At 60.0% G+C, this 14,308-nt stretch carries 15 protein-coding genes and 3 tRNA genes; 10 read left to right on the top strand and 8 right to left on the bottom strand.

The genetic code is table 11. The annotated features are described in order from the left end of the window. Nucleotides 1–91: 91 nt before the first annotated feature. The 5 genes from HMPREF2698_RS00515 (at nt 92) to HMPREF2698_RS00495 (ending at nt 4,172) form a co-directional block, all read left to right on the top strand. On the top strand, nt 92–370 hold the full coding sequence (locus tag HMPREF2698_RS00515; RefSeq protein WP_010191207.1) for a DUF3618 domain-containing protein: 279 nt from the start codon (nt 92–94) through the stop codon (nt 368–370). Nucleotides 371–638: 268 nt separating this feature from the next. Beyond that, entirely contained in the window at nt 639–1,787 is a 1,149-nt protein-coding gene (locus HMPREF2698_RS00510) for an ABC transporter substrate-binding protein (protein ID WP_070561410.1), read from the top strand. 2 nt (nt 1,788–1,789) lie between these two features. Continuing rightward, nucleotides 1,790–2,905, top strand: coding sequence for a FecCD family ABC transporter permease (locus HMPREF2698_RS00505; RefSeq protein ID WP_246819407.1), 1,116 nt, complete (start codon nt 1,790–1,792; stop codon nt 2,903–2,905). Continuing rightward, on the top strand, nt 2,896–3,657 hold the full coding sequence (locus tag HMPREF2698_RS00500) for an ABC transporter ATP-binding protein (protein WP_070561408.1): 762 nt from the start codon (nt 2,896–2,898) through the stop codon (nt 3,655–3,657). Before HMPREF2698_RS00505 ends, HMPREF2698_RS00500 begins: the two co-directional genes overlap by 10 nt. Before the next feature lie 11 nt (nt 3,658–3,668). Continuing rightward, nucleotides 3,669–4,172: a 2'-5' RNA ligase gene (locus HMPREF2698_RS00495; protein ID WP_070561406.1), complete on the top strand. Its 504-nt coding sequence runs from the start codon at nt 3,669–3,671 to the stop codon at nt 4,170–4,172. A 43-nt stretch (nt 4,173–4,215) separates the two neighbouring features. On the opposite strand, the gene HMPREF2698_RS00490 is transcribed toward HMPREF2698_RS00495, so the two are convergent. Beyond that, nucleotides 4,216–4,288 (bottom strand) — tRNA-Lys (locus tag HMPREF2698_RS00490). A 318-nt stretch (nt 4,289–4,606) separates the two neighbouring features. Between HMPREF2698_RS00490 and HMPREF2698_RS00485 the strand changes: the two genes are divergently transcribed. The 3 genes from HMPREF2698_RS00485 (at nt 4,607) to sucD (ending at nt 8,101) form a co-directional block, all read left to right on the top strand. After that, nucleotides 4,607–5,803: a L,D-transpeptidase gene (locus HMPREF2698_RS00485; protein WP_210384644.1), complete on the top strand. Its 1,197-nt coding sequence runs from the start codon at nt 4,607–4,609 to the stop codon at nt 5,801–5,803. A 238-nt stretch (nt 5,804–6,041) separates the two neighbouring features. Continuing rightward, nucleotides 6,042–7,214, top strand: coding sequence for an ADP-forming succinate--CoA ligase subunit beta (gene sucC, locus HMPREF2698_RS00480; protein ID WP_210386581.1), 1,173 nt, complete (start codon nt 6,042–6,044; stop codon nt 7,212–7,214). 8 nt (nt 7,215–7,222) lie between these two features. After that, nucleotides 7,223–8,101, top strand: a complete 879-nt coding sequence (gene sucD / locus HMPREF2698_RS00475; protein WP_070561400.1) for a succinate--CoA ligase subunit alpha — start codon at nt 7,223–7,225, stop codon at nt 8,099–8,101. Between the two features lie 61 nt (nt 8,102–8,162). Here sucD and HMPREF2698_RS00470 read toward each other — a convergent pair whose 3' ends face one another. The 4 genes from HMPREF2698_RS00470 to orn all read right to left on the bottom strand — a co-directional run bounded on the left by HMPREF2698_RS00470 (nt 8,163) and on the right by orn (nt 10,508). Continuing rightward, the gene (locus HMPREF2698_RS00470; protein WP_070561398.1) at nt 8,163–8,708 is read right to left on the bottom strand and encodes a DNA-3-methyladenine glycosylase; all 546 of its coding nucleotides are present in this window, start codon (nt 8,706–8,708) and stop codon (nt 8,163–8,165) included. 27 nt (nt 8,709–8,735) lie between these two features. Further along, nucleotides 8,736–9,596 carry a siderophore-interacting protein gene (locus HMPREF2698_RS00465; RefSeq protein ID WP_070561396.1) on the bottom strand — a complete coding sequence of 287 codons (861 nt, stop codon included), beginning with the start codon at nt 9,594–9,596 and terminating at the stop codon, nt 8,736–8,738. Between the two features lie 157 nt (nt 9,597–9,753). Continuing rightward, nucleotides 9,754–9,826: transfer RNA gene (locus tag HMPREF2698_RS00460), tRNA-His, on the bottom strand. A 49-nt stretch (nt 9,827–9,875) separates the two neighbouring features. Beyond that, nucleotides 9,876–10,508 carry an oligoribonuclease gene (gene orn, locus HMPREF2698_RS00455; RefSeq protein WP_070522488.1) on the bottom strand — a complete coding sequence of 211 codons (633 nt, stop codon included), beginning with the start codon at nt 10,506–10,508 and terminating at the stop codon, nt 9,876–9,878. A gap of 271 nt (nt 10,509–10,779) precedes the next feature. Between orn and HMPREF2698_RS00450 the strand changes: the two genes are divergently transcribed. Then, a complete protein-coding gene (locus tag HMPREF2698_RS00450) occupies nt 10,780–12,324 on the top strand; it encodes an alanine/glycine:cation symporter family protein (protein WP_070561394.1) in 1,545 nt (514 codons plus the stop codon). Nucleotides 12,325–12,368: 44 nt separating this feature from the next. Here HMPREF2698_RS00450 and cmrA read toward each other — a convergent pair whose 3' ends face one another. After that, entirely contained in the window at nt 12,369–13,181 is an 813-nt protein-coding gene (gene cmrA / locus HMPREF2698_RS00445) for a mycolate reductase (protein ID WP_070522301.1), read from the bottom strand. A 128-nt stretch (nt 13,182–13,309) separates the two neighbouring features. Here cmrA and HMPREF2698_RS00440 point away from each other — a divergent pair, with 128 nt between their 5' ends. Then, on the top strand, nt 13,310–13,495 hold the full coding sequence (locus tag HMPREF2698_RS00440; RefSeq protein ID WP_010191177.1) for a PspC domain-containing protein: 186 nt from the start codon (nt 13,310–13,312) through the stop codon (nt 13,493–13,495). A gap of 17 nt (nt 13,496–13,512) precedes the next feature. Here HMPREF2698_RS00440 and HMPREF2698_RS00435 read toward each other — a convergent pair whose 3' ends face one another. Further along, nucleotides 13,513–14,145, bottom strand: coding sequence for a hypothetical protein (locus tag HMPREF2698_RS00435; protein ID WP_070561392.1), 633 nt, complete (start codon nt 14,143–14,145; stop codon nt 13,513–13,515). A 76-nt stretch (nt 14,146–14,221) separates the two neighbouring features. Then, nucleotides 14,222–14,295: transfer RNA gene (locus tag HMPREF2698_RS00430), tRNA-Arg, on the bottom strand. Nucleotides 14,296–14,308 lie beyond the last annotated feature (13 nt).

Below are 14,308 nucleotides of genomic sequence, written 5' to 3'. Positions count from 1 at the left end.
GGTCAATGTAGAATGTCGACGTTAGAACCACAACGGTTAGAAAGACACTAACCGCAGCAACACCGAACGAAGCCAAATTCAGGAGATTCACGTGGCACGCAACATTGATGATATCCAGCGCGACATCGAGCGCACCCGCCGTCAGCTGGCTAGCACCTTGGATGAGCTGGCTGATCGCAGCAAGCCGCAGAACTTCGTCGAGGACGCTAAGGGCGCGGCAACCCAGAAGCTGCAGGAGCGCAATGTGCAGATGGCGCTCGCCGGCGTTGGTGCAGCCGTCGTAGGCCTTATCGCTTTCTCCGTTTTCCGCTCCAAGCGCCGCAAGTCCGATATCAAGGAACTGCAGCGCCTGCTCGCTGAGCGTCGCTAGAGCCGGTTAGCTCCGTTGGGCGCGACTGCATACCTAGAGGCCCTGCCTTGGGAAATACCCCGGGGTGGGGCATTTTTGCGCTCCGCATGCGTTACTGGAAGCATTGCCTACCCTATGCGCACTTTGGGTAGCCTTACCTCTCTGTGTAGTATGAACCTCCGAACAAACCATAAGACCAAAGTTTGAAGGAGAAATCGTGCTTCACGTATCGACGCCTGCAGGCCAGGCATCCCGTCCGCGCGCCGGGCGAGTAGTAGGGGCGTGCGCCATGGTGGCGGCGCTGGCCAGCGCGCTGGCGGGCTGTGCCTCCGACAATGCCGATGCCGGCAGCGAGCAGGCCACGGGAGCGCAGGGGACTGCCGCTGTGAGTTTCACAGACCTTGCCGGCCGCCAGGTGGAGCTGGACCACGCGCCGGAACGCGTCATCCTGGGAGAAGGCCGCAGCGTCTTTGCCACCGGCATCCTCAACAAGGAAGACCCGCTGGACAAGGTCGTGGCCATCGGATCGGACCTGAAGCAGAATGTGCCCGACTACTACCGCGAGTTGGAAAAGACCACGCCCAAAGTCAACGAGCTGCCGGAAATCGGCGGCTTCACCAAGGGCGATGTCACTGTGGAGGAGCTCATCAGCCTCGACCCGGACCTCATCGTGCTCTCCAAGGATCAGTACGAGGCCTCCCAGACCGCTGGGCTCACCGACAAGCTGGATCAGGCCGGCCTGACCTATGCCGTCACGGACTTCCGCGCCAAGCCCTTGGAGAACACCATTCCCACCATGGAAATCTTCGCCGATATCTTCGGCCACGAGGACCGCGCGGAGGAGTTCATCGCGGACTGGCAAAAGAACGTGGATCTGGTAACCGAGCGCGCCACGAAAGCGCAGGACAAGCCCTCCACCTTCGTGTGGCGCGCAGCGGGTGTCTCCGATTGCTGCGGCTCGTGGAATGACTCCAACATTTCTGAGCTGGTCAACGTCGCCGGTGGAAAGAACGTGGCAGACGGCATCATCGAGGGTGAGTCCGGCGCGCTGACCCCGGAGAAGGTCATCGACGCCAATCCCGACATGATCATTGCCACCGGCGGCGACTGGTCCGCCAAAGTGGATAACGCAAAGGGCCACACCGGCTTCGCTGCCGCCGGCTATGGCATCAGCGAAAAGGATGCCCACGAGAGCGCCGCTTCGCTGGCCGGCGTCCAACCTGGTTTTGAGGATCTTTCTGCCGTCAAGGAGCACAACCTCCACGGCCTGTGGCACCAGTTCTACAACTCGCCCTTCAACTACCTGGCACTCCTTCAGATCGCCGCGTGGCTCCACCCAGAGGACTACGCAGACGTCAACGTTCAGAAAGAATGGGCCGAAGCCCAAGAGAAATACTCGCCCGTCCCCGGCGACGGAACCTTCTTCAGCACCAACTAGTCATGAGCATTCTCACCTCAACCGCGCGCTCGGCAAGCCCTGAACCGACCACGCACGCAGAAACCGCGGTGCTTCCCGTGGAGGCCCTCGCACGCGAGCACTCCCGCGTGACCCGCCGCCGCATCGCCATCGTCGCTGGGCTTATCGTCGTAGCGCTCGCCGCATTCGTTCTTAGCGTGATCGTTGGCGCCATCGACCTCACCCCGGGGCAGGTGCTGCGGGGGATGGTGGATCCGGGAGGCGTCGACAAGCAAACGCGTACAGTCCTGTGGAGCCTGCGCCTGCCTATGGCCGTCATGGCGCTGCTTATCGGCGCCAGCCTGTCACTGGCTGGCGCGCAGATGCAGACCATCCTGGATAATCCGCTGGCGGAGCCCTTTACCCTCGGCATCTCCGCGGCGGCTGCCTTCGGCGGAGCCAGCGCCATCGTGTTGCGTTGGCAGCTTCTGGCCCAACCGCAGTTCAACCTCGCACTCATCGCGTGGCTGTCGGCGGCGCTGGCCACAGCCATCATCGTCGTTGCCGCCGTTATTCGCGGTGCGAAGTCCGAGACGATGGTGCTGCTCGGCATCGGCCTCGTCTTCTTCTTCCAGGCCATGCTGGCGCTCATTCAATACCGCTCTTCCAGCGAGGCTCTCCAACAGATCGTTTTCTGGTCCATGGGTTCGCTCACCCGCGCTAGCTGGCAGGCCAACGCCGTGCTGGCCGGCGTGCTTGCGGTGGCGTTGCCCATCCTGGGAGCGCTGTCGTGGCGGCTAACGGCGCTGCGGCTTGGCGACGCCCGCGCCACCGCCCTCGGTATCAACACCTCCCGCCTACGCGTGATTGTTCTCGTCGTGGTCTCGCTCGTCGCGGCCACCACCGTGGCTTTCGCCGGCATCATCGGTTTTATCGGCCTGGTGGGCCCGCACATCGCGCGCATGTTGGTGGGTGAGGACCAGCGCTATTTCGTACCGGCCTCCATGGCCGCGGGCGCGGCGGTGATGTGCGCCGCCCACGCGCTCAGCCTCCTGATTAAGCCCGGGCTGGCCATCCCCATCGGCATCGTCACCTCTCTATTAGGCGTGCCATTCTTCATCGCCATCGTCATGACCCGGAGGAGGGCATTGTGGACGTAGAACTCACCATCTCCGATCTGACCGCCGGTTATGGTTCGCGCACGGTGGTAGACGGGCTGAGCCTTCCCACCCTGCGCGGCGGGCAGGTCGTGGGGCTGCTGGGGCCGAACGCGTCCGGCAAGACCACCACCATTAAGTCGCTCGCCGGCGTGCACCGCGCGCGGGGCGGCACGGTGGACTTTCGCGTCGACGGCCAGAGCCCGCGCGGACAGCGGCGCCGCCAGCTCATCGGCTATGTGCCGCAGGGCCTGCCGCACACCGCGGCGCTGCGCGCGTTTGAGGCGGTGCTGATTGCGGCGCGACGCGAAGCGTGCGAGGACCCAATCACCCGCACCGCCGAGGTCCTGCACTCCATGGGGCTCGACGACATTGCGCAGCGCTACCTCAACGAGCTCTCCGGCGGCCAACGCCAGCTCGTCGCCGTGGCGCAGATGCTGGTGGGGACCCCTGGGCTCATGCTTCTCGACGAACCCACCTCCGCCCTCGATCTCAACCGCCAGCTCTTCGTCTTGGGTCGCGTGCGGGCAAAAGCTCGGGAGGAAGGCAGCCTCGCGTTGGTGGCGATTCATGACATCAACCTGGCGGCTCGGATGTGCGACCAGCTCGTCGTGCTCCACGGTGGCAAGGCCCGCGCCCATGGCGCGCCGGGGGAGGTGCTCACGGAGGAACTCTTGCGCGAGGTCTACGGCGTAGAGACGGATGTGCTGGACCACCGCGGGCAACCCGTCGTGGCGCTGCGGGAGGTTAGTTAGACTCGGGCCGTGTGAGCCGAAATTCGCCCGAGAACCTCCTGTTATACCTCACCCCGGAGGATGAAAACACCATCCGGGACGTCTATGCTGCCCTGGCTCAGCGTGGCTTTCCGGTGCAGCACCAGCGCCCGCACATTACGGTGACGTTCGCGCCGGCGCTCGAGACCGCAGTCGTCGACGAGGCCCGCAACCTGCTCCCGCCGCTTCTGCCCGCGGCCTTTCGCCGCGTGGGCACGGTGGTCTTTGGGACGAAGAGTAAACAGACCGTGGCGTGGCTTTTAGAAACCACGGATGAGCTGGAATCCGCCGCGCGCCGCCTCAGTGCCTCGAACCCGGAGGGGAGGGGCCCGCGGTGGACCCCGCACCTGACGATGGGGCTGCGGCTGCCGCGAGCGATGGTGCCGGAGTATATGCGGGCGCTCGATGAAATCTCGACCTTTGAGCACAAGGAATTCACGGCGGCGCAGGCCGCGTGGTGGCGCCCCAAAACGCAGCAGCTCGAGGTCTTGGGCTAGGATCGGAAAAGCCCCTCACCACGGGGGTGAGGGGCTTAAACTGTGCGCCATCAGGGACTTGAACCCCGAACCCACTGATTAAGAGTCAGTTGCTCTGCCAATTGAGCTAATGGCGCTTGGTGTCTCTGACCGGCTCTGATTTCCTCAGTGCCTGCCGTGCAACGAGATGTAACTTTAACACCCTCTTCGTAAAAAGGTAAAATCGCCAGGTAAATGGGTGTTTTCCGCGATTAATGCCATGGCTAAATGCTTCTCTCAAAGAGTCGCGGGTGTGGAAGTCTGACGGGTGGGTAACGAAACGGTTAAGAGCGGTGGCGCTAACTGGTTCGTAGGGTGCGTGTGCGGTTAGTCTATGTGCACTCTTATTATTGTCTGTGTCTTTCTATGAGCTAGGGGTTTGTGTGCATTCTCTATTCCCTTCCGCACGTCCCGCAATGCTTCTCTCGAGTATCGTTGCGACCGCTTCACTCTTAACCGCCTGCACCATTGGTGGTGCCGCGGATTCCGGTCCGGCCACTGCCCAATCGGAGGCTGACGTCAAAGCGAGCGCTTCGGCGGAAGCATCGGCGTCGGCAGCCGCCAAGGCGAAGCAGCTGAAGTTTTCCGTCAAGGATGGTGCGAGCGACGTAGATCCCTCCAAGCCGGTTGAGGTTACGTCCCCGGCCGGGCTTAAGTCGGTGACAATGACCAACGAAGCCGGCATCGAAGTGGACGATGAGCTGTCATCTGATTCGAAGACGTGGAAGAGCGCCGAAGTGCTGGGGTATAACCGCACCTACACCATCGACGCCACGGACAAGGACGGCACCCATAAAACCATCACCTTCACCACTCCGCAGGCAGCAGGCGTGTCCGAAGTGGCCTTGAGTCCGATACCGGATTCTGAGGTGGGGGTTGGCCAGGTCATCGGCGTGCGATTCGGAAACTACGTCACCGACCGCAAGGCGGCCGAAGAGGCAATCACAGTCAAGACCGAGCCTGCCGTTGAAGGTGCTTTCTACTGGGTCAACAACCAGGAAGTGCGGTGGCGCCCGGAAAACTACTGGGAACCCGGCACGAAAGTGACCGTCGATGTCGACCTGTACGGCCGCAACCTCGGCGGCGGCATCTACGGCGGCGAGGATGCTTCCACTAACTTCACCATTGGTGACCGCGTCATCGCGCTGATCGACAACAACACGAAGATGATGTCGGTGTTCAAAAACGGTGAAGTGCTGCGCCGTTTGCCTGTCTCGATGGGTAGGGATGGCCAGTGGGATACCCCGAACGGAACCTATGTCATCGGTGACGAGTACCCGTCCCTCGTTATGGACTCCACTACCTTCGGCCTGGCTCTCGACGCCGGCGGCTACAGGACTGACGTTCAGTGGGCAACCCAGATGTCCTACTCCGGAATCTATGTCCACGCAGCGCCGTGGGCTGTCGGTGCGATGGGTAGCTACAACCAGTCTCACGGCTGCATCAACGTGACTACTGAGGCTGCTCAGTGGTTCCAAAACACGGTCAAGCGCGGCGATATTGTGAGGGTCTCCAATACCGGCGGTGGCGTGCTGAGCCCGCTCGATGGTCTGGGTGATTGGAACATGGACTGGGCTTCTTGGTCTGCGGGCAACGCTACCGCTAATCAGTAGCTCTCCTGGGGCGGCGGCGCTTATCGACGTTGCCGACCAGGGTGCCCCCGAAAGCTAAATCAGCTAATTCTTTGCCGGTGGTTCAAACGGCTATAACGGGCAGCGTTGCGGCGCATGCGTACGGAGTGCAAAGTGTGTGAAGCGTAACGCTTTAGCTTTTGTAAAGTGGTTTGCATCACGTCTTTGTTTTGGTGAATCTTGTGGAGAACTAGTTTTCACTGCAAAGATGGAGGCAGAAGTGGATCTCTACGAGTACCAAGCTCGAGACCTCTTTGAAGCTCATGGCGTTCCCACCCTCAAAGGCATCGTTGCGACCTCAGCTGTGCAGGCTGAAGAAGCAGCCGCGAAGTTGGGGACACCGGTGGTCGTGGTCAAAGCGCAAATTAAAACTGGCGGACGCGGCAAGGCCGGGGGAGTCAAGCTCGCGCATAGCCCCGCGGAAGCTGCGGAAAAGGCCAACGAGATTTTGGGCCTGAAGATCAAAGGCCACACCGTGCGCAAGGTTATGGTGGCCGAAGGCGCGGACATTGCGGCGGAGTATTACTTCTCGATCCTCCTCGACCGCACCAAGCGGCGCTACCTAGCCATGCTCTCCAAGGAGGGCGGCGTAGAGATTGAAAAGCTCGCCGAAGAGCGCCCGGATGCCCTGATTAAGCGCAGCTTCTCCCCACTCGACGGTATGACGGACACCCTCGCTAGGGACATGGCATATGAGGCCGGGTTTGATGAGGGGGACGTCGCCAAGCTCGTGCCCGTGTTCAAGAAGCTCTACACGGTCTATACCGAGGAAGATGCCACGCTGGTGGAAGTTAATCCTCTGGTCAAGACATCGAGCGGTGAGATCATTGCGCTCGATGGGAAAATTACGCTGGATGATAACGCGCAGTTCCGTCACTCAGAGCACCGCGACCTCCAAGACCATGGCGCGACCGATCCACTGGAGCTCAAGGCGCAAAAGATGGGGCTGAACTACGTGAAGCTCGATGGTTCCGTGGGGATTATCGGCAATGGTGCTGGCCTTGTGATGTCCACGCTCGACGTTGTGGCCTATGCCGGCGAGGACCTTTCTTCGCAACCGAAGCCCGCGAACTTCCTAGACATCGGTGGTGGCGCTAACGCTGAAGTGATGGCCAACGGGCTCGAAGTGATTCTTAGTGATCCGCAGGTGAAAGCGGTCTTTGTCAACGTCTTTGGCGGTATTACCGCCTGTGATGAAGTGGCCAAGGGCATCGTGCAGGCCTACAAGATCTTGGACTCGGAGGGAATTGAGCCCAAGCCTCTCGTGGTGCGCCTCGACGGCAACAACGCGGAACTTGGACGCACGATTCTTAACGACGCATACCTGCCCAAACTGGAGCAGGTAGAAACCATGGATGCTGCCGCCCGCAGGGCTGCGGAGCTGGCGAACTAGGAGTAGACATGTCGATTTTTCTCAACAAAGACTCGCGGATCATCGTGCAGGGCATGACGGGATCCGAAGGCATGAAGCATACGCGCCGCATGCTGGAATCCGGCTCCAACATTGTGGGTGGGGTCAACCCGCGCAAGGCAGGTGAGCGCGTCGATATTGACGGGCGCGAGATTCCCGTCTTCGGCAGCGTGCGTGAGGCCATGCAGGCGACAGAGGCCAACGTCACCGTGATTTTTGTGCCGGCAAAATTCACTAAGGACGCCGCGGAAGAAGCCATCCGTGCCGGTATTGAACTCGTGGTCATCATCACGGAGGGAATTCCGGTGAAGGACACCGCTGAGCTCTATGCGCTGGGACGAGAGTCCAAAACACGCATCATTGGGCCGAACTGTCCGGGGCTCTACACACCGGGTGAATCCAATGCGGGCATTATTCCGGCAGAGACTGCGCCGAACCCAGGAAAGATTGGTTTGGTGTCGAAGTCGGGCACCTTGACGTATCAGATGATGTACGAGCTATCCGATATTGGTTTTAGTACGTGCGTAGGAATTGGCGGTGATCCGATTATCGGGACCACGCACATTTCAGCGATTGAGGCCTTCCAGAATGATCCCGATACCGAGGCGATCATCATGATCGGTGAAATCGGCGGTGATGCAGAGGAACATGCCGCTGCCTATATCAAGGACCACGTCACAAAGCCGGTCATTGCGTATATCGCAGGCTTTACCGCGCCGGAGGGCAAGACGATGGGGCATGCTGGCGCCATCGTGTCTGGTGGTTCTGGTACGGCAGAAGGCAAGAAGGCGGCGCTGGAAGCGGCCGGTGTGAAGGTGGGCAAGACCCCCTCGCAGGCAGCGGAGCTGGTGCGGGCAACCTTGGCTTAAAGATACGGTGCATGAGCCCACATGCGGTGTATGAGTCCTGAGACTCATACACCGGTAGGGGTTAGCGGGGGAGCCCGCGACGTCGAGACACTGTCTTGTCGAAGGGGATCCAAAACCGCAGGGCGGCGTCCTGGTTCTTTGAGATGCCGATGCGCGGCCCGCGGACCCACTCAGGTTCCTTATCGCGTTGTTTAAGGCGAATGGGCGTGCCGTTGTCCTCGAGGCGGAAACCTAAGGCCTTGCCCAAGTTGCCGGGTCCGCGGGCGAGGTTATGAAATTCCGTGTCGCCCCGGCGTTGGTAGGCAAGGTCTACTCCGTCGATGACTTCCCCGCCGCGGAGCAAGCAACCCTGACCGGTTCCTTCGGGCGCGCAGACGATGTTGCCGTTCCGGTGGATGCCGTAGGACATGTAGACGTAGAGGCGGCCGGGTGGGCCGAACATGGCGGCGTTGCGCGGGGTGCGGCCGTTGAAGGTGTGAGAGGCCTCATCGTCTGCGCCGAGGTAAGCCTCGACCTCCGTGATGCGCACCGAAACGCCGTTGTGCGTGAGCACCGTGCCCAGAAGCTGGGGAGCAACGACGTCGGCGGTGTCGGTGAAATCGATCATTGCCGCAGTCTAACGTGAAAACAAACGTTAGGCCTTAGCTCGTTCTTCCTCGGCCTCAATCTCTGCGTTGAAATTACGCTTGGAGGATTGCCACTGGTCCTCAGTCATTCCGATACGCCAGTAGCCAGAGATAGAAACGTCTTCCTTGGGAATCCCTGATTCAACGAAAAGGAAGCGACGAAGCTCTTTGATCATTTCGGCGACTCCGTGGATGAACCATCCGGTTTTCTTCTCCTGGGGGATACCAGCCGCGCGGACCACACGGGATAGCTCAGTACCGTGGGTAGCGCCATTGCGGACTACCCAGGTGATTTCCACGCCATCGCGGGTGGGCAGTTCAAACGTGCGGTCTTCGGCTTCGATCTCGATATATGCAGTCGCAGTCGCGCCGTCGGGAAGCCGCTTCAAGCCAGCGCTGATGGCCGGTGCTGCAGACTCGTCGCCGGCGAACACAAAGTGCTCATAGTCTTCGGTTGGTCCCCACGCGCCACCAGGGCCGAGGAAACCGAGCTTCTCTCCAACCTCGGCTCTGCGTGCCCAGGGGCCAGCCAGGCCGGAATCACCGTGGGACACAAAATCGATGTCAAAATCCCCGGTTTCTGAGTTCACGTTGATCAGGGTGTAGGTGCGGAGAATCGGCTGCTTATCGCGCGGTTGCTCTGCGCGAATCTGCTGAATATCAAAAGGCCAAGAGTAATCGGCGCCCTCTGGCACGAACAACAGCTTGATGTAGTGATCTGTAAACTCCAGCTCTTTGCCTATGAATGCTGGAGAGTTCATGTGTAACCGAACCAGGTCTGGAGATACTTGGCGGCGGCCAGTTACGGTCGCTTCATGTGCCTTGCGGGGTTTGCGCTTCGGCGCTGCCTCTTTGCCCTGGTCAGCCATTGTTATCACTATCCTTGCTATCTCTTCATGAGCTTAGATCTTCTGTGAGGACAGAAGCCCACATGCTCTAAGTTTAGGTAAGGCTAACATGCTTAAGGTTGGTGGGCATAAAAAATTACCCCGCGTCCTGCCGGAACAGGACGCGGGGCACATTCGGGGTGGCTGACGGGGCTCGAACCCGCGACACCCAGGATCACAACCTGGTGCTCTACCAGCTGAACTACAGCCACCATCGTTGCCTGAAAGCAACGAGATACAGGTTAACTCACCTCGTTGAATTTACAAAAACGCCTGGTAGTCATCGGTAGTGGCAGCCTTAAGATCCTCCGCTTCCGCGGTGGAGGGGCCGTCGTCCGTGCGGAATACGCTGCGGCGGTAGAAGTCGAGCTCTCGAATGGATTCAATAATGTCTTGCAGGGCTCGGTGTGCCATGCCCTTTTGTGGCTGGTTGTAGTATGCCCGCGGGTGCCAGCGGCGTGCTAGTTCCTTAATCGTGGAAACGTCAATCATTCGGTAGTGCAGCGCGGCGTCCAGGCGCGGCATGTACTCGCGAATGAAGGTGCGGTCCGTGGCGATGGAATTGCCTGCAAGGGGAGCAGGGTGGTTGGCGTCGCAGTGCTTCTCGACGAGCTTCAGTACCGCTTCCTCCGCCTCTTCGATAGTGATCGTGGATTCCCGGATTTCCTTGTCGAGACCGGACTTCGCATGCATCTCGGTGACGAAGTCATCCATCTCCGCCAGTTCTTCCTCTGTAGCGTGCACGACGAGGTCGAGGCCCTCGTCGAGGATGTTTAATTCGGCGTCCGTGATGACGGCGGCGACTTCCACGATTACGTGGCGCTGCGGTTCAAGTCCGGTCATCTCCAAGTCGATCCAGACGAGGCGGTCATTTTTGGCGGGGATATCACTCATGGCTTCCACCATAGTTTCTCTTCGGTCATGGTTTGGGAGGTGCCCTAGTCGGCTGAGATGGGGGTAAATGGGGGTGAGGAGGGGTCTCGTTGTGGAAGGTGCCTTTTTATCGAGGTGTTCTGGGGTTTTCTGGTTGGCATTGAGGGGCAGTGTCGAGGGCTTTTTGAACTTTTTCATGATTTCTCTCACCAAAGCCTTGGGAGATGGGACATTATTAGGTCAGCCTTTAAAGTGATGGCACTCACATATATCGAAGGACGGAAACCTACCGATGTCAGCCTTTCTTGACACTCTCAACTCATTAATTTGGTCACCAGCATTAGTCTTCCTGTGCCTCGGCGCGGGAATTTATTTCACCCTGGCCACCAAGTTCTTACAGGTGCGCTGCATTCCGGACATGATTAAGCAGCTGAAGGACGGCGAAAGCTCCGATTCAGGTGTCTCGTCCTTCCAATCGCTGATGATTTCCCTGGCGGGCCGCGTTGGCGTGGGAAACATTTCGGGCGTTGCAACCGCCATCGCTTTCGGCGGCCCAGGTGCCGTGTTCTGGATGTGGGCGGTGGCTCTGCTCGGTTCCGCAACTTCTTTCGTGGAATGTACCTTGGCGCAGGTTTATAAGGAGAAGGACCAAGACACCGACGAATACCGCGGTGGTCCGGCTTATTACATTGAGAAGGCCTATAAGCACACCAAGGCCGGTCCTTTCATGGTGGTCTATGGAATCGTCTTCGCTATTGCGATGATCCTTGCCACCAGCTACTTCCTGCCCGGCATTCAGGCTAACGGCGTGGCTGCGGCCGTTCAGAACGCTTGGGGTGTTGAGGTCGGTTGGTCTGCCGTGATTCTGGGCGGAATCCTCGCCATCATCATTATTGGTGGTGTGAAGCGCATCGCTAACTTCGCGTCCCTCGTGGTCCCGTTCATGGCCGGCGCCTATATCCTCTTTGCCATCATCATCCTGATCATGAACTTCAACCAGATCCCCGAGGTCTTCGGCATGATCTTTAAGTCCGCTTTCGGTGCGGAGCAGGCTTTCTCCGGCCTATTGGGCTCGGCCATCATGTGGGGTGTGAAGCGCGGTATCTACTCCAACGAGGCAGGCCAAGGTACCGGCCCGCAATCTGCCGCAGCTGCGGAGGTATCCCACCCAGCCAAGCAAGGCTTCGTGCAGGCCTTCGCGGTCTACATTGACACCCTCTTCGTGTGCTCCGCCACTGCCTTCATCATTATCTCTACGGACATGTACAAGGTCTTCGAAGGCGAGTCGGAGGATGGCCCAGTGCGCTACGCCGGTGCAATCCCGGATGGGGTCGAGGTCGGTCCGGGCTTTGTCCAGCACGGTCTGGACACCCTGTTGGCAGGTTTCGGCCCGAGCTTCATTGCCATCGCTATTGCCTTCTTCGCCTTTACCACCGTTCTGGCGTACTACTACATGGCGGAGGTCAACCTGACCTACTTCAACCGCTGGATCAGCAACAAGACCGCCCGCCGCGCGCTGGTGTGGCTCCTGCGCATTCTCCTCGTGGTGTCCGTGGTTGTTGGCGCAACGACGACTCCGGGTGCTGCCTGGGCGCTGGGCGATATCGGCGTTGGCGCGACCGCGTGGCTCAACATCATCGCCATCCTCTTCCTACAGGTCCCGGCCCTCAAGTGCCTCAAGGATTACAGCGCACAGAAGGCAGCTGGCAAGGACCCGCAATTTGACCCAGAAGCGTTGGGCATCAAGAACGCCGAGTTCTGGGTAGAGCGCAAGCTCGCCCGGGAGGAGGCCGCACAGAAGGCTATCGCGGAGCAATCGCCGCTCCAAGGCAAGTAAAGCAATGCCCGCTCTCCACGGAGGAGAGCGGGCATTTTTATGTCCTAGGCCATCTTGGAATAGAAGCTGCCGATGAGCGGTGCAGCAATTGGGGTGGGCACAATCTTGCCCAACGCGTTCATTGCTTTTGATAGCGGCCCAGGGACCACGCGGCGCTGGTTGCGGGCCATGGCCTCCAGGGTCTCTTCGGAGCAGGACTCATAGGTGGTCCACAAGAAATCCGGGACTACCTTGTCCACGATGGATTGCTCTTCTTCGGGGATGACGGCATCGCGCACCGGGCCGGGGGCAAGCAGCGTGCAGGTCACGCCGGAGCCCTTGAGCTCGTAGTGCAGGGCCTCCGTAAACGCGTTAACACCTGCCTTGGTGAACACGTAGGTGGCGTTGTTCGGGATGGAGACGTTGCCCGCGGCCGATCCCACGTTGCAGATAGCGCCGCTGCGTCGCGGCAGCATTTGCTCAAGGGCGGCGCGCGTCAGGCGGTGAACGGCCTTTGCATTGAGGTCGAACTGCCGGGTTTCATAATCCCAGTCCTGCTCCATGAACTTGCCAAAGCTGGCGATGCCCGCCGAGTTGACGATGATGGAGATTTCCTTGCCCGCCATGAACTCGATGACGCGGTCCACGTCTGCGACCTCGGAGAGGTCCGCTGCCAGCGCGATGGCGTCCACCTCGTGGCGCGAGCGCAGGTCCGCGGCGATGGATCCAAGGACGTCTTCGCGGCGGGCAACGAGAATGACGTTGTAGCCGCGGGCGGCTAGGTCCTTGGCCATCGCAGCGCCAATGCCCTGGCTAGCGCCGGTCAGCAGCGCATACGAGGAGCGGGTAGGGGCGGGCAGCCCGGGGGAGTGAGCCATGAAACGGCGTCCTTTCTCTCAGGGTGGGAAGTTTCCACCCAGCGTAGAGCAATCAGGGTCTAAATCAGGGTAAACACCGATGAACCCTTCGGCCCAACTCTGGATAATGGACAGTGAAAGGAGACATCATGAACAACCAACGTTTGACCCGTTCCACAACTGACACGATGCTCGGAGGCGTGTGCGGCGGCATCGCACAGACCTACAACCTCGACCCGACCTTGGTGCGAATCCTCTTCGTTGTTGCCACGCTGCTGGGCTTCTCAGGAATTCTGCTCTACCTCATCCTCTGGGTCGTCATTCCAGTGGAGTAATCGGTAACTTCTGCAAATTACTGCAGCGGACCCATCGCCATGAAGCGCTTCCACGTTTCCCACTCATCCCGCAGACGCGGCAGGGCGCTGGGTGGGGTAGCGGTGCCGTCGACAAGCACGGCGTCCTGCATGCGCACTCCGTAGTCGAAGAAGAGAGCCCCGTGCCCGGAAGCGCCATAACGGAGGACCGGCACCAAATTGAGCCCGTCGAATGACAAGGGCGCGTTGGGGCGCACATCAAGTCCCGCGATCGCCGCGAGGGTAGGAGCTAGGTCGAGCGGGGAGACAAGCTCAGTGCACTCCCCGGACTCTGCAACCCCGGGCCACAGGAAAGACATCGCGGCCTTATCCTCCTGCAGGGAACACACTGCCACGACGCCATCGAGATCATCCAACACGTGGGGGTCTGGTTGCTCAAGAAGCCGAAAGACCCGTGACGATGCGGGGCTGGTGTCCTCCCGAACCTCGAAGCCAGCTGCCGCAAAGATATCCGTGATGCGCGTTGTGGCTCCGCGCTGCGGGTACTGCCCGGTGAGCACTCCGCGGCGTGACTCCGCATAGCTTGGTGACGTCCCCCAGGCATTGCTGAAGCGCATTCCGCGCAGCGCGGATTGTGGAGCGTGGTCAAAAGTCGCGAGGGTGATGTCCATAAAAGTGTGCCTAAATTGTGCCCAAGGGCCACTTTCCGAGGCTTAATAAAAACCCAAAAAGTGGCCCTGACCTGCGTGCCCCCAGCAGGATTCGAACCCGCGACACATGGGGTAGAAACCCACTGCTCTAATCCACTGAGCTATGGAGGCGTACCGCGCCATC

It is taken from the genome of Corynebacterium sp. HMSC072A02 (genome assembly GCF_001810085.1).
In the GTDB taxonomy this organism is placed as follows: Bacteria; Actinomycetota; Actinomycetes; order Mycobacteriales; family Mycobacteriaceae; genus Corynebacterium; species Corynebacterium hesseae.
This window is presented reverse-complemented; position numbering and strand designations above follow the sequence as displayed.

What these genes read in the sequence shown, in the direction of transcription:
- HMPREF2698_RS00465 (WP_070561396.1), bottom strand. Translation starts at nt 9,596, where the DNA reads ATGGCTGACCAGGGCAAAGAGGCAGCGCCGAAGCGCAAACCCCGCAAG.
- HMPREF2698_RS00485 (WP_210384644.1), top strand. Translation starts at nt 4,607, where the DNA reads ATGCTTCTCTCGAGTATCGTTGCGACCGCTTCACTCTTAACCGCCTGC.
- orn (WP_070522488.1), bottom strand. Translation starts at nt 10,508, where the DNA reads ATGAGTGATATCCCCGCCAAAAATGACCGCCTCGTCTGGATCGACTTG.
- HMPREF2698_RS00510 (WP_070561410.1), top strand. Translation starts at nt 639, where the DNA reads ATGGTGGCGGCGCTGGCCAGCGCGCTGGCGGGCTGTGCCTCCGACAAT.
- sucD (WP_070561400.1), top strand. Translation starts at nt 7,223, where the DNA reads ATGTCGATTTTTCTCAACAAAGACTCGCGGATCATCGTGCAGGGCATG.
- HMPREF2698_RS00435 (WP_070561392.1), bottom strand. Translation starts at nt 14,145, where the DNA reads ATGGACATCACCCTCGCGACTTTTGACCACGCTCCACAATCCGCGCTG.
- HMPREF2698_RS00440 (WP_010191177.1), top strand. Translation starts at nt 13,310, where the DNA reads ATGAACAACCAACGTTTGACCCGTTCCACAACTGACACGATGCTCGGA.
- HMPREF2698_RS00505 (WP_246819407.1), top strand. Translation starts at nt 1,790, where the DNA reads ATGAGCATTCTCACCTCAACCGCGCGCTCGGCAAGCCCTGAACCGACC.
- HMPREF2698_RS00470 (WP_070561398.1), bottom strand. Translation starts at nt 8,708, where the DNA reads ATGATCGATTTCACCGACACCGCCGACGTCGTTGCTCCCCAGCTTCTG.
- cmrA (WP_070522301.1), bottom strand. Translation starts at nt 13,181, where the DNA reads ATGGCTCACTCCCCCGGGCTGCCCGCCCCTACCCGCTCCTCGTATGCG.
- HMPREF2698_RS00450 (WP_070561394.1), top strand. Translation starts at nt 10,780, where the DNA reads ATGTCAGCCTTTCTTGACACTCTCAACTCATTAATTTGGTCACCAGCA.